Annotated in this window: 22 protein-coding genes and 3 tRNA genes; 12 read left to right on the plus strand and 13 right to left on the minus strand. The window is 66.1% G+C overall.

Annotated elements, in window-relative coordinates; genetic code table 11:
* Window positions 1–42 precede the first annotated feature (42 nt).
* Window positions 43–1,134 (plus strand): AI-2E family transporter, encoded by a 1,092-nt coding sequence (locus ABE485_RS08370; RefSeq protein ID WP_346514826.1) that lies wholly within the window; start codon window positions 43–45, stop codon window positions 1,132–1,134.
* Window positions 1,135–1,251: 117 nt separating this feature from the next.
* Complete coding sequence (locus ABE485_RS08375; protein WP_346514827.1) at window positions 1,252–1,473, plus strand: hypothetical protein; 222 nt, start codon at window positions 1,252–1,254, stop codon at window positions 1,471–1,473.
* Window positions 1,474–1,516: 43 nt separating this feature from the next.
* Here the strand turns inward: ABE485_RS08375 and ABE485_RS08380 are convergent, their stop codons facing one another.
* Complete coding sequence (locus tag ABE485_RS08380; RefSeq protein WP_346514828.1) at window positions 1,517–3,346, minus strand: DUF4153 domain-containing protein; 1,830 nt, start codon at window positions 3,344–3,346, stop codon at window positions 1,517–1,519.
* Between the two features lie 307 nt (window positions 3,347–3,653).
* On the opposite strand from ABE485_RS08380, the gene ABE485_RS08385 reads away from it, so the two are divergent.
* Entirely contained in the window at window positions 3,654–5,228 is a 1,575-nt protein-coding gene (locus tag ABE485_RS08385; protein ID WP_346514829.1) for a diguanylate cyclase, read from the plus strand.
* Window positions 5,229–5,255: 27 nt separating this feature from the next.
* Here ABE485_RS08385 and ABE485_RS08390 read toward each other — a convergent pair whose 3' ends face one another.
* Entirely contained in the window at window positions 5,256–5,498 is a 243-nt protein-coding gene (locus ABE485_RS08390; protein WP_346514830.1) for a 6-phosphofructokinase, read from the minus strand.
* A gap of 96 nt (window positions 5,499–5,594) precedes the next feature.
* Between ABE485_RS08390 and yddG the strand changes: the two genes are divergently transcribed.
* Window positions 5,595–6,503, plus strand: coding sequence for an aromatic amino acid DMT transporter YddG (yddG, locus tag ABE485_RS08395; protein ID WP_346514831.1), 909 nt, complete (start codon window positions 5,595–5,597; stop codon window positions 6,501–6,503).
* 27 nt (window positions 6,504–6,530) lie between these two features.
* Here the strand turns inward: yddG and ABE485_RS08400 are convergent, their stop codons facing one another.
* Window positions 6,531–6,722 (minus strand): hypothetical protein, encoded by a 192-nt coding sequence (locus tag ABE485_RS08400; protein ID WP_346514832.1) that lies wholly within the window; start codon window positions 6,720–6,722, stop codon window positions 6,531–6,533.
* Window positions 6,723–6,980: 258 nt separating this feature from the next.
* Here ABE485_RS08400 and ABE485_RS08405 point away from each other — a divergent pair, with 258 nt between their 5' ends.
* The 3 genes from ABE485_RS08405 (at window position 6,981) to ABE485_RS08415 (ending at window position 8,644) form a co-directional block, all read left to right on the plus strand.
* Window positions 6,981–7,229: a hypothetical protein gene (locus tag ABE485_RS08405; protein ID WP_346514833.1), complete on the plus strand. Its 249-nt coding sequence runs from the start codon at window positions 6,981–6,983 to the stop codon at window positions 7,227–7,229.
* A 115-nt stretch (window positions 7,230–7,344) separates the two neighbouring features.
* A complete protein-coding gene (locus tag ABE485_RS08410; protein ID WP_346514834.1) occupies window positions 7,345–7,545 on the plus strand; it encodes a hypothetical protein in 201 nt (66 codons plus the stop codon).
* A gap of 187 nt (window positions 7,546–7,732) precedes the next feature.
* The gene (locus tag ABE485_RS08415) at window positions 7,733–8,644 is read left to right on the plus strand and encodes a hypothetical protein (RefSeq protein ID WP_346514835.1); all 912 of its coding nucleotides are present in this window, start codon (window positions 7,733–7,735) and stop codon (window positions 8,642–8,644) included.
* A gap of 95 nt (window positions 8,645–8,739) precedes the next feature.
* Here ABE485_RS08415 and ABE485_RS08420 read toward each other — a convergent pair.
* The 3 genes from ABE485_RS08420 to egtD all read right to left on the minus strand — a co-directional run bounded on the left by ABE485_RS08420 (window position 8,740) and on the right by egtD (window position 11,294).
* A tRNA-Met gene (locus tag ABE485_RS08420) sits at window positions 8,740–8,816 on the minus strand.
* Between the two features lie 148 nt (window positions 8,817–8,964).
* Window positions 8,965–10,281 (minus strand): ergothioneine biosynthesis protein EgtB, encoded by a 1,317-nt coding sequence (gene egtB / locus ABE485_RS08425; RefSeq protein WP_346514836.1) that lies wholly within the window; start codon window positions 10,279–10,281, stop codon window positions 8,965–8,967.
* 35 nt (window positions 10,282–10,316) lie between these two features.
* Window positions 10,317–11,294, minus strand: a complete 978-nt coding sequence (gene egtD / locus ABE485_RS08430; protein WP_346514837.1) for an L-histidine N(alpha)-methyltransferase — start codon at window positions 11,292–11,294, stop codon at window positions 10,317–10,319.
* Between the two features lie 358 nt (window positions 11,295–11,652).
* On the opposite strand from egtD, the gene ABE485_RS08435 reads away from it, so the two are divergent.
* Together ABE485_RS08435 and ABE485_RS08440 are read left to right on the plus strand one after the other, a co-directional pair.
* On the plus strand, window positions 11,653–11,988 hold the full coding sequence (locus ABE485_RS08435) for a DUF883 family protein (protein ID WP_346514838.1): 336 nt from the start codon (window positions 11,653–11,655) through the stop codon (window positions 11,986–11,988).
* A 9-nt stretch (window positions 11,989–11,997) separates the two neighbouring features.
* Entirely contained in the window at window positions 11,998–13,476 is a 1,479-nt protein-coding gene (locus tag ABE485_RS08440; protein WP_346514839.1) for a phospholipase D-like domain-containing protein, read from the plus strand.
* A gap of 18 nt (window positions 13,477–13,494) precedes the next feature.
* Here ABE485_RS08440 and ABE485_RS08445 read toward each other — a convergent pair whose 3' ends face one another.
* The 5 genes from ABE485_RS08445 to ABE485_RS08465 all read right to left on the minus strand — a co-directional run bounded on the left by ABE485_RS08445 (window position 13,495) and on the right by ABE485_RS08465 (window position 19,910).
* Window positions 13,495–15,168 (minus strand): FMN-binding glutamate synthase family protein, encoded by a 1,674-nt coding sequence (locus ABE485_RS08445; RefSeq protein WP_346514840.1) that lies wholly within the window; start codon window positions 15,166–15,168, stop codon window positions 13,495–13,497.
* Window positions 15,169–15,368: 200 nt separating this feature from the next.
* Entirely contained in the window at window positions 15,369–16,592 is a 1,224-nt protein-coding gene (locus ABE485_RS08450; RefSeq protein ID WP_346514841.1) for a YeeE/YedE family protein, read from the minus strand.
* A 156-nt stretch (window positions 16,593–16,748) separates the two neighbouring features.
* Window positions 16,749–18,029, minus strand: coding sequence for an arsenic transporter (locus tag ABE485_RS08455; RefSeq protein ID WP_346514842.1), 1,281 nt, complete (start codon window positions 18,027–18,029; stop codon window positions 16,749–16,751).
* A 9-nt stretch (window positions 18,030–18,038) separates the two neighbouring features.
* Entirely contained in the window at window positions 18,039–18,983 is a 945-nt protein-coding gene (locus ABE485_RS08460) for an AEC family transporter (protein WP_346514843.1), read from the minus strand.
* Between the two features lie 33 nt (window positions 18,984–19,016).
* Window positions 19,017–19,910, minus strand: a complete 894-nt coding sequence (locus tag ABE485_RS08465; protein WP_346514844.1) for a DMT family transporter — start codon at window positions 19,908–19,910, stop codon at window positions 19,017–19,019.
* A gap of 112 nt (window positions 19,911–20,022) precedes the next feature.
* Between ABE485_RS08465 and ABE485_RS08470 the strand changes: the two genes are divergently transcribed.
* Window positions 20,023–20,472 carry a GNAT family N-acetyltransferase gene (locus ABE485_RS08470; RefSeq protein WP_430795402.1) on the plus strand — a complete coding sequence of 150 codons (450 nt, stop codon included), beginning with the start codon at window positions 20,023–20,025 and terminating at the stop codon, window positions 20,470–20,472.
* A 231-nt stretch (window positions 20,473–20,703) separates the two neighbouring features.
* On the opposite strand, the gene ABE485_RS08475 is transcribed toward ABE485_RS08470, so the two are convergent.
* Window positions 20,704–20,788, minus strand: a tRNA-Leu gene (locus tag ABE485_RS08475).
* 159 nt (window positions 20,789–20,947) lie between these two features.
* Here ABE485_RS08475 and ABE485_RS08480 point away from each other — a divergent pair.
* Together ABE485_RS08480 and ABE485_RS08485 are read left to right on the plus strand one after the other, a co-directional pair.
* Window positions 20,948–21,559, plus strand: a complete 612-nt coding sequence (locus ABE485_RS08480; protein ID WP_346514846.1) for a tRNA-uridine aminocarboxypropyltransferase — start codon at window positions 20,948–20,950, stop codon at window positions 21,557–21,559.
* A complete protein-coding gene (locus ABE485_RS08485; protein WP_346514847.1) occupies window positions 21,550–21,765 on the plus strand; it encodes a hypothetical protein in 216 nt (71 codons plus the stop codon). Before ABE485_RS08480 ends, ABE485_RS08485 begins: the two co-directional genes overlap by 10 nt.
* Window positions 21,766–21,771: 6 nt before the next feature.
* On the opposite strand, the gene ABE485_RS08490 is transcribed toward ABE485_RS08485, so the two are convergent.
* A tRNA-Leu gene (locus tag ABE485_RS08490) sits at window positions 21,772–21,856 on the minus strand.
* Between the last annotated feature and the right edge of the window lie 199 nt (window positions 21,857–22,055).

A 22,055-nucleotide genomic window follows, 5' to 3' on the forward strand; every position in this document is an offset into this window, starting at 1 on the left:
ACAATGCGGCTCTCGCGGCGGTCGCCGTGTCTTGGACGGACCATGAGTCAATCTTCCAGCGTGCACTACAGAACTTTTCTGCTCCTGCTAGTGGTGGTCACCATCGCGTTCGGCTGGCTGTTGTGGCCCTTCTACGGGGCTGTTTTCTGGGGCACCATCCTCGCCATCCTGTTTGCCCCCTTGCAACGCCGGCTGGTGTCCCGCATGGGCGGGCGCCGCAATCTCGCCGCGTTGACCACGCTGATGCTCGTACTGTTGCTGGTGATCCTGCCGCTGGTGGTGATCAGCGGATCGCTGGTGCGCGAAGGCGCGAACCTCTACCAGAGCATCAAGTCCGGACAGATCAACTTCGGCGCCTATTTCCAGCAGGCGATCGCGGCGCTGCCGCCGTCGGTGCATGACGTGCTGGCGCGCTTTGACGTGGCCGACATTCCAAGCCTGCAGGACAAGCTCAGCGCCGGCGCGATGCAGGCAAGCCAGTTCCTGGCCACCCAGGCCCTGAACATCGGCCAGGATACGTTCCAGTTCGTGATCAGCTTCGGCATCATGATGTACCTGCTGTTCTTCCTGCTGCGCGACGGGCCGCAACTGTCGGCGCGCCTGCGGCGCGCGGTGCCGTTGGGCGATACGCACAAGCAGCACCTGTTCCGCAAGTTCACGACCGTGGTGCGCGCCACGGTCAAGGGCAACGTCGCGGTGGCGGCGGCGCAGGGCGCGCTGGGCGGCATCATCTTCTCCATCCTGTCGATCCAGGGCGCCCTGCTGTGGGGCGTGATCATGGCCTTCCTGTCGCTGCTGCCGGCGATCGGCGCAGGCCTGATCTGGGCGCCCGTGGCGGTCTATTTCCTGCTGACGGGCGCCACGGTCAAGGGCATCGTCCTGATCGCATTCGGCGTGCTGGTCATCGGCATGGTCGACAACGTCCTGCGTCCCATCCTCGTGGGCAAGGACACGAAGATGCCCGACTACGTGGTGCTGATCTCGACGCTGGGCGGCATGGCCCTGTTCGGCTTGAACGGCTTCGTGATCGGACCGCTGATCGCAGCCCTGTTCATGGCCTGCTGGGACCTGTTCTCCCCCGCCGCCGCGGAACCTGCCGCGCTTCCCGAGGACCGTCGCGCCGGAGGGGAATAGCCGCCCCGGCGCATCCATGACGCCCGCCCGCGCCCGGTCGGGTGTATGGTGTAGCAGCGCCGGCCGTTCGACGGCCGGCCTTTCGTGTCAACCTCGCCAATCAGGAGCGCGTTGCATATGGAATGGAAACTGCATCGGTCGGGCTGGATCGAAGAGCGCAACTTCGACATCGAATTCGCCGAAACCCCCGAGGGGTATCACACCCGCGTGCGGGTCTTCGGATTTCCCATTCTCGAAGACACCAAGCATGTGTTTCCCAACGAGGCCCTGGCCGAGAAGGGGGCGTTGACCCTGCTCAAGAGCCAGTTCACGGGCACGCCTGACCTCGAAGACGAGTAGGACCGAAGGCGGGCGGAAAGCATCCGCCCGCTGTTTGCTTGCTTCACCGCAGGCGAAGGCGACCGTCGCCGATGATCAGGTCGCGGTCCGTGCGCGGCGCCGTGCGTATCAGGCCCTGCCTGATGGCCGCTTCGACGTCTTCCCTGGCAGGATCGTCCGTGCCGGCTTCGGATTCCAGGCGGCCCAACAGTTTCCAGGTTCCGTCCGTCGCGGCTCCATAAGCGAAGAATCCGGACTGGCTCCACGACTTGTCGCTTGATTGGGGCACGTGCAGGATGAGCTCGTCCTGTCCGTCTCCGGAGATATCGGCGAAAACCAGCTGGCACAAGGGCAAGGGCGTATCCTGCCGCGTTGCCTGGCCGGATGCCGGCACGCAGCGGCTGGCAATGGCCGGATAGGCATCGGCGATGCCGGCCCACCATTCGCGCGGAATGTCGCGGCCCTCGGGGTAGGTCGTGAACGCCGGCATGTCCTTCGCGTTTGGCGCAGCCGTTCGTCCGTCCCAGCTGTAGTAGCGATCCTTGAATGCGCTTGCCGCGGCCAGCGCGATGCGCGGATCCCTGCCGTCGGCCGCGCCGTCGGCCAGCCGCTGCAGCGCGTCCCGGCCCCATCGGCCATGTTCGGATCGCATGGCGGCATAGGGGAAGTCCTCGGGTGCGAGGCGGCCATCCATCAGGCGCGTCAGTTGGCTCTGCGCGGCCAGCCTCTGCGGACTTGCCCAGGACAGCGCGACCGCGGCAAGCAGCGCCAGCACCGCGCCGGCGGCGATCAGGTTGGTCGCTCCGAGGGTGGCGTAGTAGCGTCTGGGGCGCAATGCGGCCCACGCGTAGCCTGCCCCGTACAGGCCGGCAAGCGCGCACGCATACGCGCCTACCGCCCGGGCGCTTGTCCAGCCGTACTGATCGATGCGCACCGCAATGCCATAACCCGCGACCGCCGCAAGCGGCAGCAGGCAGACCATGCCGGCGCGCAGCAACCGGCGCAGCGCCGGTCCGAAGGGCGCCGCTTCTTCGCTGTCCTGCCATGCGGCATTGATCAGCTTGATCCACATCAGCGAGAACGCGATGATGCCGCCGGCCGACAGCGTGACGGCCTGCAGTCCCAGTGTCAGTCGGGCCGCCAGCGCGACGCTGAAGGCCACGCCGACCAGCGTCGCCAGCGGCAGCAGCCAGGCATTGAGCGTCAGCCAGGAACGCTGCAGCATCTCCGCCAGTTGCGGGCGTCGGCGCACGCCCACGAGACTGGCGGCCAGCACCATCGGCCAGAGGACGATCTGGACGGGCGCGGCGGCAACGAGGTCGCCCACGATGGAAATGCCGATCATGCCGAACATCGCGCCCGCCGCCCATAGCAGCATCCAGACCGCCAGCGTCAGGCAGCCCGCCATTCCCAGGTGGACGGCATTGCGCCACGCGGCACGGAATACGGCGGGATAGTTCCACTGGGGCTTGCCGGAATCCAGTTCCTGGATGAGCGGCAGCAGGACGAACGCTGCGGCGCCCGTCAACAGCAGGGTGAAGAACAGGTCGGATCCCTTGGGCATACCGGCGTGTTCATGGGGCAGCAATTCCCCGGCCTGAACCAGCCCGTACGCCGACAGGGCCGGCAGCAGCAGCCCGTAGGCGGCCAGGGCGATTAGCCAGCGCCTGCCGCTGGGCATGCCCGCCAGCATGGCGCCCGCCAGTGCCGGCAGCCATGCGAGTTGCAGCAGAAACACCAGGGCGTACAGGTTTCCCAGTGGCCAGAGGCGCGCTTTCACAAGCATATAAAGGACCAGGCCCAGTGTTGCGGCGATGGCGCCATGGAGCAGCACGGATCTGTCGGCCGCGCCAAGCTGGCGTTGTGGGAGGGGCTTGCCGGTAGGGATTTTCATGGCCGCGATGGTAGCAGCGAGGCCCCGTGGGCGGCGGGTCGGACAGGTTCCGGCACCAAATTCATCGCCTCTCGGCTGCTTTGGGAGTAAATTGGCCACGCAGTGTTTTCACCACACCAGGAAGTGCGGCCGCCAGGGCGCCTTTTTGAGCTCGAATTGTGCGATTGCGGCGTTCTGCAATAATTTCTGAATTTCATCCATGCCCGGCGAGACGGCCGGGAAGGGCGTATCGGGAGGCGCATGAGGCCAGGGGTGTTGTTTCGGTGGGATCTGCGCGGCGCGCGGGCTCTCAAGAGCGGGCCGCGCCATGTCTGACGGCGAAAGTCTTGCCGGCGCGCGTTCGCGGGCGCCGCGCCTCTACTCGATGCGCACGGGCTTGCTGGCCCTGGTCTTTGCCTGTATTTCTCCGGCGCTGATCGTGGCGTCGGTCGCCGTCTACGAAAGCTACGTCATCCAGAAAGAGCGCATTTTCCGCGACACGATCTTCCTGGCGCGCAATCTGACGGCCATCCTGGATCGCGAATTGACCGGCGTCGAGGCCGGTCTGCAGATGCTGGCTTCGTCCCCGGACCTCGTCGGCGGCGACCTGGCCGGGTTTCATCGCCGCGCCCGCGACGCCGTGCGCTTCCAGATCGTGGACAGCTACGTCCTCACCAGCAAGGACGGACGGCAGGTCATCAACACGCAGGTGCCGTACGGCACCGTCTTGCCGACGAGCGGCGCACCCGAAGAGCTGATCCGCGTCTTTCAATCGCGCATGCCGGTGCTGACCGGCCTGTTCACCGGGGGACTCAGCCGGGATCCCACCATTGCATTGGGCGTGCCCGTCGTGCGGGGCGAAGAGGTGGTCTACAGCCTGAATGTCGGCCTGTCGCCCGAACGCATCGGCAACGTGCTGGGACGTCGCGCGCTGCCCGAAGGCTGGGTGGCGGCGGTGCTGGACAATTCGGGGACTATCGTCGCGCGCACCCGGGATACCTCAAGGTTCGTCGGGCAGAAGGCCGTGCCCGCGCTGGCCCACGCCGTGCAGCAGGAAGGCGAAGGCTCCCTGGAAACCATCACTAAAGAAGGCACGCCCGTCTACACCGCATTCAGCCGGTCGGCGTTGTCGGGCTGGACGGTTGCCGCGGGCGCGCCCATGCAGCTCCTGACGGCCGATCTTTACCGTTCCATTGCCTGGATCGGCCTGGGCACGCTGTTCGCTTTCGGATTGGGCCTGTGGCTGGCGCTGCGGCTCGCAAGCCGCCTGACCCTGGCGGTGCAGGGCCTGGTGGCGCCGGCGCTGGCGCTGGGCGAGGGGCGCACTGTCGAATTGCCCGCCACGCGCATCAAGGAAGCGCAGGAAGTGGGGGCTGCCATGCTGCAGGCCTCGCGCATGCTGGCGCGCGCGCAGCACCTGGCGCATTACGATCCCCTGACCGGCCTGTGCAACCGGGTGCTGTTCGGCGAACTGGTGCTGCGGGAACTGGCCGTGGCGCAGCGCAGCGGCGACGAATTTGCAATTCTCGCGATCGATCTGGATGGCTTCAAGGCGGTCAATGACATGCACGGCCACGCCGCGGGCGACACCGTGCTGAAAGAGGCGGCCGATCGCATGGCGCGGGCGATCCGCGTGTCGGACGTGGCGGCAAGGCTGGGCGGCGACGAGTTCGCGGTGTTGCTGCTGGGCGCCAACCGGGAGAACGCGCGGCTGGTGGCCGAGTCCCTGGTCGAAAGCCTGTCGCTGCCGTATCCCAACGTTCGTGTTGCCGTGTCGGCAAGCGTGGGCATCGCCGTTTTTCCGCATTCCGGCGCCACCATGCTGCAGTTGCTGGAGCGCGCGGACGCTGCGTTGTATCAGGCCAAGGGGCGAGGCAAGCGGCGGGTCGCGCTGGATCAGTGAGCGTGCCGCTTGCGGGGATGCGATCGTTCAGCTGTCGCGGCCAGGCGGCGACAGGGCCGTCAGGACTTCGCCCGATCTCAGCCGGTAGCGCTTGTCGTCCAACGCGGTCACGCGCTCGCCGTCGGAGGTCCTGAGTATGTAGCGCGCCCCGGCGAGCGCAGACGTCGCTCCGCCCGGATCCTCGCCCTGCTGGAACACCTCGATGCGGTAGAGCCGACCCGAGTCCGCGCTTGCCAGCACATCGCTCAACCTGCGTATTGAAATGGCCATGCGGATTTTTCTCCCTTGGAATTTCGCTAAACTTCCCGCCTTGGCGCTGGGCCCGCCCTCGTCGGGGGCGTGAACGGCAGGCAATCGGAAACGGTGATGCAATTGAATCCAGGCCGGAATGCGGCCACCTCGCTGGGCTTGCTGGCGATTCTGCTATGGGGCACGGTCGTCGGGCTGATACGCGGCGTCAGCGAGAGCTTCGGCCCGATCGGCGGCGCCGCGCTGATCTATACGGTGGGAGCGGTCTTCCTGGTGTTGTTGCTGGGGTTTCCCAGATTGCGCAGCTTTCCGCGCGCATACCTTGTCGTGGGCAGCATCCTGTTCGTCGCTTACGAGATATGCCTGTCGCTGTCGCTGGGGTTCGCGCACAACCGCGGGCAGGCCATCGAGCTGGGCATCGTCAATTACCTGTGGCCGTGCTTTACGGTGATTCTTGCCATGCTCATCAATGGCCAGCGGGCCAGCGCGTGGGTGGCGCCGGGGATCCTGTTGTCTCTGTGCGGCATCGTATGGGTGGTGGGCGGGCCGGGCGGACTTTCCGTGGAACGTACCGCAGCCAACGTGGCGAGCAATCCCCTCAGTTATGGGCTGGCATTCAGCGGCGCCATCATCTGGGCCGTGTACTGCAACGTGACCAAGCGCTATGCCGATGGCAAGAACGGCGTCGCGCTGTTTTTCATGCTGACCGCGGCGGTCTTGTGGACCAAGTATTTCTTCAGCGGGGAGCCCGCGCTTGTATTCACCCCGCCCGCCACGGCCGAGCTCTGCGTGGCCGGCGGCGCGATGGCGGCCGGCTATGCATTCTGGAACGTGGGAATACTGCGGGGAAACCTGACCTTGCTGGCCACCGCCTCTTACTTCACGCCCCTGTTTTCCACCTTTTTTGCCGCGCTATGGCTGTCCACCCCGCTGACGGTATCGTTCTGGCAGGGAGTGGCCATGGTCACCGCGGGTTCGCTGTTGTGCTGGGCGGCGACGCGCGGCAAGCCGGCCCGGGGCGGATAGCCCCCGGCCAGGTCTTCGCGAGTGGATTTACTCGATGAGCATGGTCTGGGCGACGGCGTAGCCCAGGGGAATCAAGAGCAGGGATGCAAACAGGGAACTGACGATCGTCGCCGATATCTTCAGCCAGGGCTCGGGCCCAGCGCCTTGAATCGTTTGAACCACCAACGCGACGATGCCCACAACCATCAAACAGCTCATAAAGACTGCTACGTAAGTCATGTTGTCTCCGTCCTCGCCTGATTAAAGGGATTCGGCGCCGCTGAGCGGTCTAGATGTTTGTATCGATTGTGCGCCTGTATTGCAGGGATGCGCCCTAGGGTTTTCCTGGCGGACGGCGGCCTGTGTGGCGTATTTGCCGCGCAGTGTGCAGCATGAATTCATGTGCGTGCGCAGCATTTTTTCCAGGCCATTGCGGCGCCGTTGCATCGGCGGATTGCGCTACGATGGTGGCGTCGAAATTCGGAAAGAGGCCGCAAGATGTCGCGAGAACTACGTCCCGGCACGCGCGCCACCCTGCAAGTGCGGCAGTTGTCGCCCGGCGAATTTGCCTGGATCGTCACACTGCTCGATCCCGACTCCGGCAATGTGCGCAGCACCAATTATTCGGAAAGGCGTTATGGCAGCCTTGACGAAGCGTCCGCGGCGGGCAAGTTGGCCGTCGTGGAGTTCCTGGGCGAAGACGCTCCGGATGGCCGGGGCAGGGCCGCCGGCGGCAAGTCCAAATAATCGCGAGGCGGCGCCGGGCCCCTCATTGTGTGTACGTCTTCATGATCTGTCGCGGGCACGCGGTTTGCTGAGTGCGGGGCAAGGCGCGCTCCGCGCCGCTTGAGGAGACGACACCATGTCCCAATCCCCGCACCGTGAGCCCGGCGCGCCGGACGTCCTTCCGGCCGACGATCCCGCACTGCCCGGCGGTCCGTCTTCGGACGATCCACGCCCCGATCCACGCCCCGATCCGCGTCCGGCCGACAACCCCGACACCGTGGACCCCGTCCCGCCCGCGCCGGATCCCCGCGCGCCCGGCACCATCGACCTGGCGTGAACGCGGCTGGCGCCGCCCCGACCAAAGATATCCAAGGAGGTTTCCATGCGCTCCATTTTGCTGTGGCTGCTTGGCGTACCCATTCCGATCATCATCCTGCTGGCTTTGTTCTGGCACTGAGTTCCGTCGTTCCCCGCTTAGGCGCCGCATCCCTGCGGCTGCAAAAAACAATGGATAAGGATCGATCATGGAAAATTCATCTTCATTGAGCCATTCCTATGCCGACGGCGTGCCGCCGCGCGAGTCGGCGCTGTCGGCGGTGTCGTGGGCCGCGGTGTTCGCGGGCGCGGTGATTGCCGCCGCGCTGTCGCTGGCGTTGCTGGCGGGCGGCACGGGCCTGGGCTTTCTTTCCGTTTCGCCATGGGGCGACGAAGGCATGTCGGCGCCTGCGGTAGGCATCGGCATCATCGGCTGGATGCTGTTCACGCAGATCGTCGCCTATGGCGTCGGCGGCTACGTGGCCGGACGCCTGCGCACCAAGTGGGTGGACGTGCATTCCGACGAGGTCTACTTCCGCGACACGGCGCACGGCTTTCTGGTGTGGGCCTTGAGCGCGGTAGTCAGCGCGGCGTTGCTGGGTTCCGCGATTGCCTCCGTGGCGTCGGGCGCGGCAAGGGCTGGCGCGACGATGGCCGCGACGGCAGGCACCGCCGCGACGGCCGCTGCGGCAGCCGGCGCAAGCGGCGGCGGCCTGGACCAGGCGGTCGACTACTTCACCGACAGCTTGATGCGATCTGAGCGCCCGGATGCCAGCGGCGACCCGGACACGGCGCGTGCCGAGGTCGGCCGTATCGTCGCCATGAGCCTGACCCGCGGCGAGATGACGCCGCAAGACCGCGATTACGTGACCAAGGTGGTTGCCGCCCAGACCGGCCTGGAGCCCGCCGTGGCGCAGCGCCGCGTCGAAGAGGCCATCGCAAGCGCCAAGAAGGCCGCCGAGGACGCCAAGCTGAAGGCCAAGCAAGCCGCGGACGCGGCGAGGAAGGCTGCGGCGGCGTTCGCTCTGTGGGGATTTGCTTCGATGCTGATCGGCGCGTTCGTGGCCAGCCTGGCTGCAACCTGGGGCGGCCGGCGCCGCGATACGGTGTACCGCAGCTAGGGGTGGACCGATCCCAAGCCCCGGGCGTCCACAGAAGTTCTCGCGACGCAAAAGCAAGAAGGCCTGCACGCAAGTGCAGGCCTTCTTAAATTCTTTGGTGGCGCATCCCTGATTCGAACAGGGGACCTGCGGATTATGATTCCGTCGCTCTAACCGGCTGAGCTAATGCGCCATCGCTTCGTTTTTAGTAGCCAGAAATTTTTCCTTCCAGCCCCTCGATCACCGTTTGCGTTGCAAGCGCTGATCAACGAAGAACGAAATTCTAGCACGAAATTTTTTGGATGTGCAAGCGGTCGGCGGCAAGAAAATTACCGGGGCGCTCACGCGTCGCGCGCAAGCCGGATGCCGAAAAACTGCCAGCGCGCTTCCGGCGGGAAAAAGTTGCGATAGCTGGCGCGGATGTGGTCGCGCGGCGTGGCGCAGGATCCGCCGCGCAGCACGTACTGGTTGCACATGAATTTGCCGTTGTACTCGCCGACCGCCCCGGCGCTGGGCTGGAAGCCGGGATACGCGTCATAGGCGCTGGATGTCCATTCCCAAACATCGCCGAACAGCTGCACCGGTCCGCCGTGCCCGTTGCGCGCCGGGGCGGGGCGAGGGTCCAGATGACCGTTTTCCAGCATGTTGGCGCGCGCGGAAAACGTCCCGTCGGCAAGCTGCCGGGCCGCGTGTTCCCATTCGGACTCGCGCGGCAGGCGCACGCGGGCCCAACGGGCGTAGGCGTCGGCTTCGTAGTAGCTGACGTGGGTGACGGGCGCCTGCAATTCCAGCTCCTGCATGCCGTGCAGAGTGAAGACCCGCCACTGGTCGCGGTCTCCTTCCCAATAAAGCGGCGCCCGCCAGCCCTGGGCGCAGACCATGTCCCACCCCAGGGACAGCCACAGTTCGGGGCGCTTGTATCCGCCATCGCGGATGAAGGCCAGGTATTCGTGCTGGGTCACGAGACGATCCGCCAGATGGAAGGGAGCCACCAGCACGTCGTGGGCCGGGCCTTCATTGTCGAAGCCGAAGCCGCGGCCGTCATGGCCAACGCGCGTAACGCCGCCCGCGTAGCGGGTCCAGCCGGCGGGCGTGGCGGGCGGCAGGGCCGGCGGCCCCGCTGCTACGTAGGCTGGCTTGAGCGGATTGGCCGACAGCATGTGCTTGAGGTCGGTCAGGATCAGTTCCTGATGCTGCTGCTCGTGGTTCAGCCCAAGCTCGAGCAGCGTGTCGAAGGCCGCATCGTTGCCGCCCAGGCGCGAGATCAGGGCGTGCATGGCGTCGTCGACATGCTGGCGATAGCGCAGGACCTCGGCGAGCGGGGGGCGGGACAGGAGGCCGCGCTGGGGGCGCGGGTGCTTGGCGCCGATGGCGTTGTAGTAAGAGTTGAACAGCATCCGGTACTGCGGATGGAAGGGCGGACTGGACGGCTGAAAGCGCGCGAGCAGGAAGGTCTCGAAGAACCAGGTCGTGTGCGCCAGGTGCCATTTCACCGGACTGCAGTCCGGCATGGACTGCACCTGGCAGTCCTCGGGGCTCAGCGGCGCCGCGAGGGCGGTCGTGGTGGAGCGCACGGCGTCGTAGCGGTCGTGCTGGCCAGCCTGTCCGGTGGCGTAGGGCCCGATGGCGGGATGGGTCAGCAGGCATGCGGGGTCCATGGCGATCCTCCAGTGGCGTCGTGGGTCATCCCGCGTCAGGCGCGGGCGCTGAAAACCGAGAACCAGCCGCGCGCATCCGACCAGTGCGAGACGTCGCGAAAGCCCGCGCTGTGAAGCAGGTCGCCGAACGCCTGGGGCGTGAACTTGTGGGAATTCTCGGTGTGGATGCGCTCGCCGCGGCGGAACTCGCGATGGCCGCCAGGCCAGGTCACACGTAGCGCGCGCTGCGCTTCCAGATGCATTTCGATGCGCGACCGCTCGCTGTTGTAGACCGCCACATGGCGCCAGTCGTCCACGTCGAAGTCGCTGTCCAGCACGGCGTTCACATGGCGCAGCAGGTTCAGGTTGAACGCCGCGGTCAGGTGCAGCGCGTCGTCATAGGCAGGTTCCAGGACCTGCCTGGGCTTGACGCGGTCCACACCCACGAGCAGTCCGCCGCCCGGACAGGCCTCGCGTATCCGCCGGAGCATTGCGTAGGCATCGTCGGGACCGAGATTGCCGATGCTGGAACCCGGATAGAAGAACAGCCGCCGTTGCGCGGGGATATCGGGAGGCAGCGCGATGACGCGCGAAAAATCCTGTCCCACGGCGGTGATCGCCAGATCGGGATAGGAGAGCTCCAGCCGTCGCACCGCGGTCTGCAGATAATCGGCCGAGATATCGACAGGCACATAGTGGCTTGGCCGCAAGCTGCCAAACAGCCGCTCGGCCTTGACGCAATCTCCGGCGCCCAGGTCGATCATTGCCTGCACCGGTCCGATGTGGCGCGCGATATCGGCGCCATAGCGCTGAAAGATCTCGTCCTCGCACCGGGTGGGGTAGTACTCGGGCAGCTGCGTGATGGCGGTGAAAAGCGATGAGCCGAGCGCGTCGTACAGGAACTTGGGATCGATATGGGCGTGGTGGTCCGACAGCCCGTCGTGCAGCTCGATCTGTTCGGCGCTGGGCCGCTGGGGTTGCTGCGCCATGAAGTCGGGCGCGACGGGGGCAAGCAGTGCGGAAGGGGAAACCATGCGTTCAGTTCCTTTTCGGGGCGGTTGAAGCGCATTGCAAAGACCTATTTTGGCGGTTGTTGGGGTTTACGTGTCAAGCGCCAAGCCTCTGAATGCAATGGACTTTTACGAAATCGAAGTGGCGCGGCAAGGGGTTCCGGCCACGGACAGCGCCCATGCTGGCCCAGGCTGTCAGCAAGTTTCGCTCCGCTGAAATATCGGTTTACGGCTGGTTGCCAAAGCTCGGGCAGCGTCCGCCGATGATGGTCACAATGGGTCTTCGGCCAAGCGGGGCGACGCCCCGCGGCCCGCGCAATGTTGCGTTGCGTCAGGCAGCGCATGCCATTGCGGGGGCGGGCTCAATAAAACAGGAGCGACCATGAACCGAAAGCACCAGCGCGCTGAAATGGCTTTGCATCGTGAACGGGTGAACGACAGCTTTCACGAGCTGCTCGCCGGAACGGAAGACCTGCTGCGGTCCACCGCCAGCTATACGGGCTCCGAGATCGAAGCGGCGCGCACGCGCCTCAAGCGCCAACTGGCGGAGGCGCGCGAATCCGCAGGCGATTGGGAAGGCGAGGCCCGCGAGCGCGCGCGCCGCGTCACCGCTTATGCGGACGAATACGTGCACGAGCACGCCTGGAAATCGGTCGGGGTAGCCGCATTGGTGGGCGCGGTGCTCGGCTGCGTTCTAATGGCGGGCAACCGGCGCTAAAGGCGCATCATGAGTCCGTCTCCGGCCTTGGGCCGGGTCGGGCCGGGTCACGGCTTGCGTGATCGGCTGTCGGGTGTGCGCCGGTGGGCGCACGCCGCGCTGCTTGCCTGCGCGGTGTCTGTGCTGGGGGCCTGCGCCAGCGTCCCGGACGCGCAGCAACGCCAGGCGCGCGCGGCCCAGGCCGGCCTGTCTTCAGATACCGCGCGCGAAAGTTACCGCCGCGGGCAGGGCATTGCGGCAGACCCGCAAACGCCCAAAGACGATTTCCTGGCTCGTCACCTGGCCGTGGAGCGAGCCGTCAGCGGCGCACCGCTGGTTCCCGGCAACCGCGTGCGGCTGCTGGCGGACGGACCCAGCACGTACCAGGCCATGCTGCAGTCCATCGGGCAGGCGCGCCGGTACGTCCACATGGAAACCTACATCTTCGACGACGACGCCGAGGGGGCAAGGTTTGCCGACGCGTTGATCGCGGCGCGCAACCGCGGCGCCGAGGTATCCCTGATGGTCGACGCGGTGGGCACGATCAAGACGCCCGACGCCTTGTTCCAGCGCCTGCGCGATGCCGGTGTGCAGGTTGCGGTCTTCAATCCGGTCAATCCGGCCCGCGCGCGCGCCGGCTGGTCGCCCAATCAGCGCAACCACCGCAAAGTGCTGGTGGTGGACGGCAAGGTCGGCTACCTGGGCGGCATCAACGTCAGCAGTGTCTATGAATCCTCGTCGATATCGGGCGGCGGGGGATCCGGGGCGGGATCCGGCGCGGGCAAGGCCGATGCCGAGCCTGGCGGCGATGCCAAGTCCGCGCCGTGGCGGGATACGCACCTGCGCATCGAAGGGCCGGCGGTGGCCCAGCTGGAACAGGTCCTGCAGGCGGGGTGGGCGTCGCAGGCCAAGGAACCGATCAAGGGCGGAGACTCCCAGGTCGCGCCACCGGTGGGCACGACGAACGTGCGCATCCTGGCCAACCAGCCCGACCGCAGCGACGGCTACACGGTCTACCTCACGCTGATGTCCGCGTTTGAAAGCGCGCAGAAGTCCATCCACATCACCATGGCCTACTTCGTGCCGGATCCGGAGTTCATCGAAGTCCTGGAGGCCGCGGCCCGACGCGGTGTGGATGTGGTGCTGGTGCTGCCGGGCTTCAGCGATTCTTCCCTGGTGTTCAACGCCGGGCGCTCGCATTACACCGGGCTGCTGCGCGCCGGCGTCAAGATCTACGAGCGCCGCGATGCGCTCTTGCACGCCAAGACGGCGGTGGTGGATGGCGTCTGGTCGACGGTGGGTTCCAGCAACATGGACTGGCGCAGCTTTGCGCTGAACTACGAGATCAACGCGGTGGTGCTGGGACCCGAATTCGCGGGCGAGATGGAAGCGCTGTTCGAGCGCGATGTGGCCGATTCCGTGCGCATCACGCCCGAGGCCTGGAAGGACCGGGGCGTGGATGACCGCTTCATGGAGTTCTTCTCGCGGATGTTCGAGCGCTGGCTGTAGGGGCCGCGCGCCGCCGCATCAGGCCGGGGCGGGTGTGGCGGTCGCAGCGGCCTGGGCGTGTTGCTGCGCCAGTGCGGTGGTGATGTCGTGCGTGGGCTGGAACGAGCCGGCCTGCGCCATTGCCCAGCCCACGCGGAACACCTGATGCCGGAATTCCCCGCGCAGCAGTTCGCCGGGCGCCAATTCGGGAAACAGCGCGGACAGCAGCCGGATTTCGCTGGGTGAAATCCGGCGCGCGATATGGTGCGGACGCAATTGGCCCGGATGGGTCAGCCCCGCTGCCGCCAGCAGTTCAGCCAGCGCATGCAGCGTGTTCTTGTGGAAGTTGGCGACGCGCTGCGCCTTGTCGGGCACGACCAGCGCGCGCTGGCGCAGGGGATCCTGCGTCGTCACGCCGGTGGGGCACTTGCCCGTATGGCAGGCCTGGGCCTGGATGCAGCCGATGGCGAACATGAATCCGCGCGCGGCATTGCACCAGTCGGCTCCCATGGCCATGACGCGGGCCATATCGAAAGCGGTGATGATCTTGCCCGAGGCGCCCAGCTTGATGCGATCCCGCAAGTTGACGCCGATCAGCGTGTTGTGGACCAGGCGCAGGGCCTCGCGCAGCGGCGTGCCGACGTGGTCGACGAACTCCACGGGGGCGGCGCCCGTGCCGCCCTCGGCGCCATCGACCACGATGAAATCCGGCGTGATGCCGGTTTCCAGCATGGCCTTCACCATGGCGAACCATTCCCAGGGATGCCCCACGCAGAACTTGAAGCCGACCGGCTTGCCGCCCGACAGCTCGCGCAGGCGCGCCACGAATTTCATCAGGCCGATGGGATTGTCGAAGGCCGAGTGGCTGGCCGGGGAATTGCAGTCCTGCCAGGCGGCCACGCCGCGCGCCTCGGCGATCTCCGGCGTCACCTTGCCTGCGGGCAGGATGCCGCCGTGGCCGGGCTTGGCGCCTTGCGACAGCTTGATTTCAATCATCTTGACCTGCGGCGTACAGGCGTTTTTGACGAAGGCCTCTTCGGAGAACGCGCCGTGCTCGTCGCGGCAGCCGAAGTAGCCGGATCCGATGTTCCAGACCAGGCTGCCGCCTGGTTGCCGGTGGTAGCGGCTGATGCCGCCTTCGCCGGTGTCGTGCGCGAAGTCGCCCTGACGGGCGCCTTCGTTCAGCGCCAGGACGGCGTTGGCGGACAGCGCGCCAAAGCTCATCGCCGACACGTTGAACACCGACATCGAGTAAGGCTGCTGGCACTCGGGCCCGCCGACCGTGACGCGGAAGTCGGTGTCGTTGATGTGCGACGGCGCCATCGAATGATTGATCCACTCGTAGCGGTCGCCGTAGACGTCCTCCTGGGTGCCGAACGGACGCTTGTCGATTTCCAGCTTGGCGCGCTGGTAGACGATGGAGCGCTGCGCGCGCGAGAAGGGCGCGGCCTGGGTGTCGTCTTCCAGGAAGTACTGGCGGATCTCGGGTCGGATGAATTCGAACAGGAACCGCAGGTTGCCCAGCACCGGGTAGTTGCGCCGAATGGCGTGGCGGGTCTGGATCAGGTCATAGACGCCCAGGGCGCCCAGCAGCGCCAGCGGGACGGCAGCCGCCAGCCACCAGGGCGAACTTGTCGCGGACAGGACGGCGGTGAGCGCGGCGCCCGCCAGGGTCAACAGAAAGGCCGTGTAGCGGCCGGCAATCCAGTTCATGTCCATCTCCGTATTTCGGGATGGAGCAACCATACACCAGCGCAGCCGTCTGGCCGATGAACGGATGGCGGCCCGCGCACCCACGCACGACGGGCTTCCGATGGCCCGTTGCGCGCCGCGAGCCCCGTGTTTACTGGCCTGGCGGGCAGCCAGAAAAATGGCCCCCTGGAATCAGGGGGCCATTTCCGGAACACTGTTTTTCAGCAGCTGGATGCCGGCGGCGTCTTTTCGACCGCCAGGCCGAACATCGGCCTCAGGCGGACGCCCAGCGCGCTGCCAGCGAACGCGGCAGGAAGCCACAGCCAGGCGTGCAGGCTGCCCGACAGGATGCCGCTGAAGTAGGCGCCGATGTTGCAGCCGAAGGCCAGGCGCGCGCCGTAGCCCAGCAGCAGGCCGCCGATGACCGCGCCCGCCAGCGAGCGGGCGGGCACCTTCCAGACGGGCGCGAACTTGCCGGCGGCGCTGGCCGCCGCGAGCGCGCCGAGCATCAGGCCGATATCCATGACGGTGGTGACGTCCTGGCGCAGCGGCGCGGCCAGCGAGGGCTGCTTGCTCCAGTAGGCCCAGGTGGCGACGTCGCCGCCCACCGCGTCCAGCGCCTTGGCGCCCCACAGCGCGAAGGCGGAGGTAATGCCCCACGGACGGCCGGCCAGGGCCAGCGTTGCGAAGTTCAACACCACCAGCGCCACGCCACCCCAGATGAGCGGCCACGGGCCCTGCAGCAGCGAGACGGGCCGCCCCGTGCGGGAGGCGAACGAGATCACGTGGCCGTGACGGCGCTTTTCCAGCGCCGTGGCGGCCCAGGCAATCAGGGCAAATACCGCCAGGTTGGCGATGAGCGCGGGCGCCAGGCCCCAGGTCTTGATCAGCGAGGTGGGCGCCAGCGCGGGCAGGTTGGACCACCAGCCGAAGTTGGCGGTGGCGATCACCGATCCCACGATGAAGAACAGCAGCGTCACGACCATGCGCGTATTGCCGCCGCCCACGGCGAACAGCGTGCCCGAGGCGCAGCCGCCGCCCAGCTGCATGCCGATGCCGAAGAGGAACGCGCCCAGCACGACGGACACGCCTGGAGGCGATACGAAGCCGTTGACGGGCTGGCCGAACAGCGTGCCCGCGGCCAGGAACGGGAAGAACAGCAGCACGCCGACAGCCAGCATCAGCATCTGCGCGCGCAGGCCGGCGCCGCGTCGGTCCGAGACGAACACGCGCCAGGCCTGGGTGAAGCCGAACGAGGCGTGGTACAGCGTCACCCCGAGCAGGGCGCCGACCACCCACAGCGCGCCCTGGCGCCAGCTGACGGTCTGGTTGAGGTACAGCGCGCCCGCCAGCACCAGCAGCAGGGCAATCCAGAGCGGCTTGCGGTTGATCTGGATGGGCGGCAGGGCCGAGGGCAGGGGCAGGGAGGAGGCGTTGGCGCTCATGGAAAGTCCCGGGGAATCAAAGACGTAAATGCAAACGGGTGCGTAGACGCACCCGTGGGAATAGCCGCCAGTCTAGAACGGGCGATAAATCTCTCAAAGTATTGATTTATTCTTCAATAATAACTGTAAGTTATATAAGGATCGGGCGCCGCCAGGCTATTGCAGGCGCCAGGCCAGCGCGGCCAGCGTCAGGAGCAGCACGGGCAGCGTCAGGACGATCCCGACCTTGAAGTAGTAGCCCCAGGTGATGCGCAAGCCTTTGCGCGCCAGCACATGCAGCCAGAGCAGCGTGGCCAGGCTGCCGATCGGGGTGATCTTGGGGCCCAGGTCGCTGCCGATGATATTGGCGTAGATCATCGCGTCCCGCACGGGGCCGGTGGCGCTGGTGTCCGCGATGGAAAGCGCGCCGATCAGCACGGTCGGCAGGTTGTTCATGATGGACGACAGGAACGCCGTGACGAGGCCGGTGCCCATCGCCGCGCCCCACACGCCATGTTCCGCGAAACGGTCCAGCACCTGCGCCAGGTGCGCGGTCAGGCCCGCGTTGCGCAGGCCATACACCACCAGGTACATGCCAAGGGAAAAGATCACGATGTGCCAGGGCGCCTCGCGCATGATGCGGCGGGTGCCCACGACGTGCTGGCGGCCCGCGATCAGCAGCAGGCCCAGGGCGCCGGCGGCGGCAATGGCGCTCACGGGAATGCCCATGGGTTCCAGGATGAAGAAACCCGCCAGCAGCAGGCCCAGCACCACCCAGCCGGCGCGAAAGGTGATCCGGTCGCGGATGGCGGATGAGGGCGCGGGCAACTGGTTCACGTCGTAGCGCGGCGGGATGCTGCGGTGGAAGAACAGCAGCAGCACCGCCAGCGTGGACCCGACGGCGACCAGGTTCACCGGCAGCATCACCGAGGCGTATTCGCCGAAGCCGATGCCGAAGAAGTCCGCCGACACGATGTTCACCAGGTTGGAAACGATCAGGGCGATGCTGCCTGTGTCCGCGATGAAGCCCGCGGCCATCACGAAGGCCAGCGACGCGCCCGGGCCGAAGCCCAGGGCCAGCAGCATTTCCATGACGATGGGCGTGAGGATCAGCGCCGCGCCGTCGTTGGCGAACAGCGCTGAGACGGCCGCGCCCAGCAGGACGATCAGGACGAACAGCAGGCGTCCGCGTCCGCCGCCCCAGCGGGCCACGTGCAGCGCGGACCACTCGAAGAAGCCCGCCTCGTCCAGGATCAGGCTGGTCACGATGATGGCGATGAAGGTGGCCGTGGCGTTCCAGACGATGCGCCAGACGTCGGCGATGTCGGCCAGGTGCACCACGCCGGTCGCCAGCGCGAGGCCTGCGCCGAGCACGGCGCTCCAGCCGATGGACAGCCCCCTGGGCTGCCAGATGACGAGCGTGATGGTGAAGACGAAGATGGCGGCGGCGAGCAGCATGGGCAATGTTCAGGAAATCGGATGGGCGCTGATCCAGGCCACCAGCAGGCTGACGGTCAGCACCGAGGCCACCGTGCTCACCAGGATGGCGCGCGAGGTCACGCGCGCGTCGCGGCCATACATTTTGGCCAGCATGAAGGGGCCGGTGCCGATGGGCAGCGCGCTCATCAGCACGGCGGTCCAGGCCCACAGCGGGGGCATGGAAAATACGTAGAAGGCCAGCACCGCGGTGGCGGCCGGTTGCAGCAGCAGCTTGCCCGTGACCAGGCGCAGCACGCCCGGCCCCGAACTGGAGGTTTCCGTCTGCGCCAGGAACAGGCCGATCGTCACCAACGCGCAGGGGCTGGCCGATGCGCCCAGCAAGGACACATAGCGGTCCACGCCTTCGGGCAGCGCCAGGCCGGTGGCGGCCCAGGCCAGGCCCAGCAACGGCGCGGCCAAGAGCGGATTGCGCAGCAGGGCACGGCCGACCTTGAGCAGCGTGGAGGACAGGTTGGGTGTCTGCTGGCGGTCGAATTCGATGAGCGCGATCGCAAAGCCGAACAGCACGCTGGCGGTCAGCAGCGTGGTGAAGGTGGCGGGCGCCAGGCTGTCCGCGCCCAGCAGCGCGAGGCACAGCGGAATGCCCATGTAGCCGGCATTGGCGTACGACGCCGCCAGGCCTTCGATGCTGCGGTCGGTCAGCGAATCCGGGCCGCGCTTGCGGGGCAGGAAGGACACCAGGAAGGTGATGGCGACGCCGCCCGCGAATGCGCCGACGAATCCCCAATGCGCCATGTGCGCCAGGTCGACCTGCGTCATGGCGCGAAACAGCAGCGCGGGCAACGACAGGTAAACCACGTAGCGGTTCAGCGCGTCGGTGGCGTTGGTTCCCAGGATGCGCCAGCGGGCGGCCAGCCAGCCGGTCAGTATCAGCGCGAAGACCGGCAGGGCGGCGGTGACGACGGCGTTCATGGGAAAAGTGGCAAGGGCGGAAAGGCGCTCATTCTACTTGGGTGCGCCGCCGGGCTTGCGGGTCACGAGCAGGATGCCCAGGGCGGCCAGCGCCATGCCGGGCCAGGCAAGCGGCGGGATGGGTTCGCGCAGGATCAGCAGCGCGATGACGGCCGTGCAGGGAGGCACCAGAAAGAAGAGCGCGGAAACGCGCGAGGCCTCGCCGTGCCGGATCATGGTCAGCAACAAGGTGATGGCTACCAGCGAATTGCCCACGACCAGATAGGCCAGCGATCCCAGCAGCGCGCCCGTCCATTCGATATGCATCGGCTCCAGCAGGAACGCCAGCGGCGCCGTCACGGCGAGCCCGACGCCGTACTGCACGAGATTGGAGGTGACGGGATGGACCTGCACGCCAAAGCGCTTTTCGTACAGGGTGCCGCCCGTGATGCAGAGCAGGGCGCTTATCGCGAACAGCAGGCCCAGGGGCGCCAGCACATCGATCGAGGCCTTGGCGACGGTGACGAGCGCGGCGCCCGTCACGCCCAGCGCAAGGCCCGCCCAGCGCCGGGCGTCGACCCGCTCATGCGCGATCGCCGGCGCCAGCAGGCCGATCAGGATGGGCTGCAAAGACGTGATCAGCGCCAGCCCGCCCGCGGACATGCCTTGCTTGAGCGAGAGATAGGTGAAGCAGAAGTAGCCTGCCTGCAACAGCAGGCCGACCATGGCCAGATGCGCCCACGCGCGCGCCCCGGCCGGCATCGGCGGCCGCAGCACAAGCAGCAGGGGCGCCAGGATCAGCACCACGCAGGCATAGCGCAGCGCCAGGAACGTCATCGGATCCGCATAGGCCAGCCCCACTTTGAGCACGACAAAACCGCTGGACCACAGCGCAAGAAAGAGCGCGGGGGCGGCCTTCAACCAGGCGGGAGGAGAGGCAGGCGGCATGGCGGAGCATGGGCGGCGTGGGCAAGCCGCGATCGTACCCCTTTTCGCGCCCCTTTCATCCCTGCGAGAATGCGGCGTAGGATTCTGTTATTCATTTGCTGCAACGTAGGGGATGGACATGTCGGCCAACAAACAAGCATCGGTGCGTATCGCTCTGGGAACCTGGGACCGCCTGCGCGATGACGCATATTCGGTTCGGCATCAGGTATTCGTGGTCGAGCAGAACGTGCCGCCCGAGGTCGAACTGGACGACGACGACGCGGTGTCCGTGCATGCCGTGGCCTATGGCCCGGATGGCACGCCGATGGGAACGGGGCGGCTGCTCCCCGATGGCCATATCGGCCGGATGGCCGTCCACAAGAAGGCGCGCGGCATGGGCGTGGGCAGCCAGTTGCTGGATGCCCTCATCGGGCAAGGCCACGGAGACGGCCACCGCATGCTGGTGTTGCACGCGCAGACCCACGCGGCGGGCTTCTACGAGGCGCATGGCTTCAAGGCGGAAGGCGAGGAATTCGTCGAAGCCGGCATCCCGCACGTAGTCATGACGCGTACGCTGAAGTAGGGCGCCGACGAAGGCGTCGCGGCGCCTGCGCTTTTCGGTGCGGGTGCCGGGCGCGGGCCTGTGGTTCGGGATTCTGGTTCGGCTCTCTGGTTCGGCTCTCTGCTGCAGTGGCATGCGTGAAAGCCGCGGCGCAAGGCCGGAAAACCGGACCGGAAAAGAAAAAACCCCGAACGCTTTCGCGTACGGGGTTTTTCTTGGCGCATCACGACAGGTACCTCGTGATGTAATAATTGGTGCCCAGGAGAGGACTCGAACCTCCACACCTTGCGGCACACGGACCTGAACCGTGCGCGTCTACCAATTCCGCCACCTGGGCGCTGTTGCTTCACATTTGCTTCGCTTTCGCGTCGTTTCGTGTTCAGCAGCAGAGGAACGAGATTATGCATACTTTTTTTGAAGTGTGCAAGTCGTTCTGCTTTTTTTTCACTTTTTTTGGGTTTTTTTTGTTTGGGACGCTTTCGATATAGTGTCGGCCATGTCCCGCACCCTCTGTACGCGCTGCCTGCGCCCTCGATCGCACTGCCTGTGCGCCCTGATTCCTTCGCTGTCTTGCCGCACTCGCGTGGTGGTGCTACAGCATCCGAGCGAAGCGCGCCATGCCCTGAACACCGCCAGGCTTGCCGTGCTCGGCCTGGCCGGCGCGCGCCGCGTGGTGGGAGAATATTTTTCTGAAGAAGATTGGGCCGAGGCCGGCCATCTGCCGCGCCTGCTGTTTCCCGGCGATGGCGCCGAGGTGCTGACGCCGGGCTACGGGAAGGACCTGGGCATGCCCATCCGGTTGATCGTTCCGGACGGAACCTGGGGGCATGCGCGCAAGCTGCTGCACATCAATCCGGCGCTTGCCGCGTTGCCTCGCGTGATGCTGCCCGCCGGCCTGTCCACCCGCTACCGCGTGCGCCACGCGGACGTGCCGGGCGCGCTGTCCACCATCGAGGCCGTCACGCACGCGCTCAACGCCATCGAGGCCCCGCGCAATTTCGACGCGTTGCTCAATCCTTTCGAAGCGCTGATCGACGGGCAGATCGATGGAATGGGCGCGGATCTTTACGCGCGCCATCATTTGAACCGCAAGGTTCCGTGGCGCTGAGCGGGTGGGGCGGTGCGCCGCCCCAATTCAAATGCGTTGTTCCCGATGTCGCTGTTTTCAATGCCACCGCTTTCAATGCCACCGCTTTCAACGCATACACCAGGCGCGCAAAGCAAAAGCCCCGAAAATCATTTGATTTCCGGGGCTTTCTCGCTGAATTTTCAGCTGCTTTAATCATCAAGCCAATTCAAATTGCCTTGATTTGAATTCCGTGGTGCCCAGGAGAGGACTCGAACCTCCACACCTTGCGGCACACGGACCTGAACCGTGCGCGTCTACCAATTCCGCCACCTGGGCACTGAAAGATACTGTCAGAACTATGTGCTACGCTGCCGCCAGTTGCATCGTCCGGTTCAACATATTTAACTAAACTGTTGAACTAAACCATGCGCCAGCTTGCAGTTGGTTTTACAATCGGTTTTTCAGTTAAGGTTTTGAGCCCCCGGATTTTTCAATCCAGTCTTTCAAACCACCTGATCAACCTCTTGACTAACCT

Source organism: Achromobacter spanius (genome assembly GCF_039673305.1).
GTDB lineage: Bacteria > Pseudomonadota > Gammaproteobacteria > Burkholderiales > Burkholderiaceae_B > Achromobacter > Achromobacter spanius_F.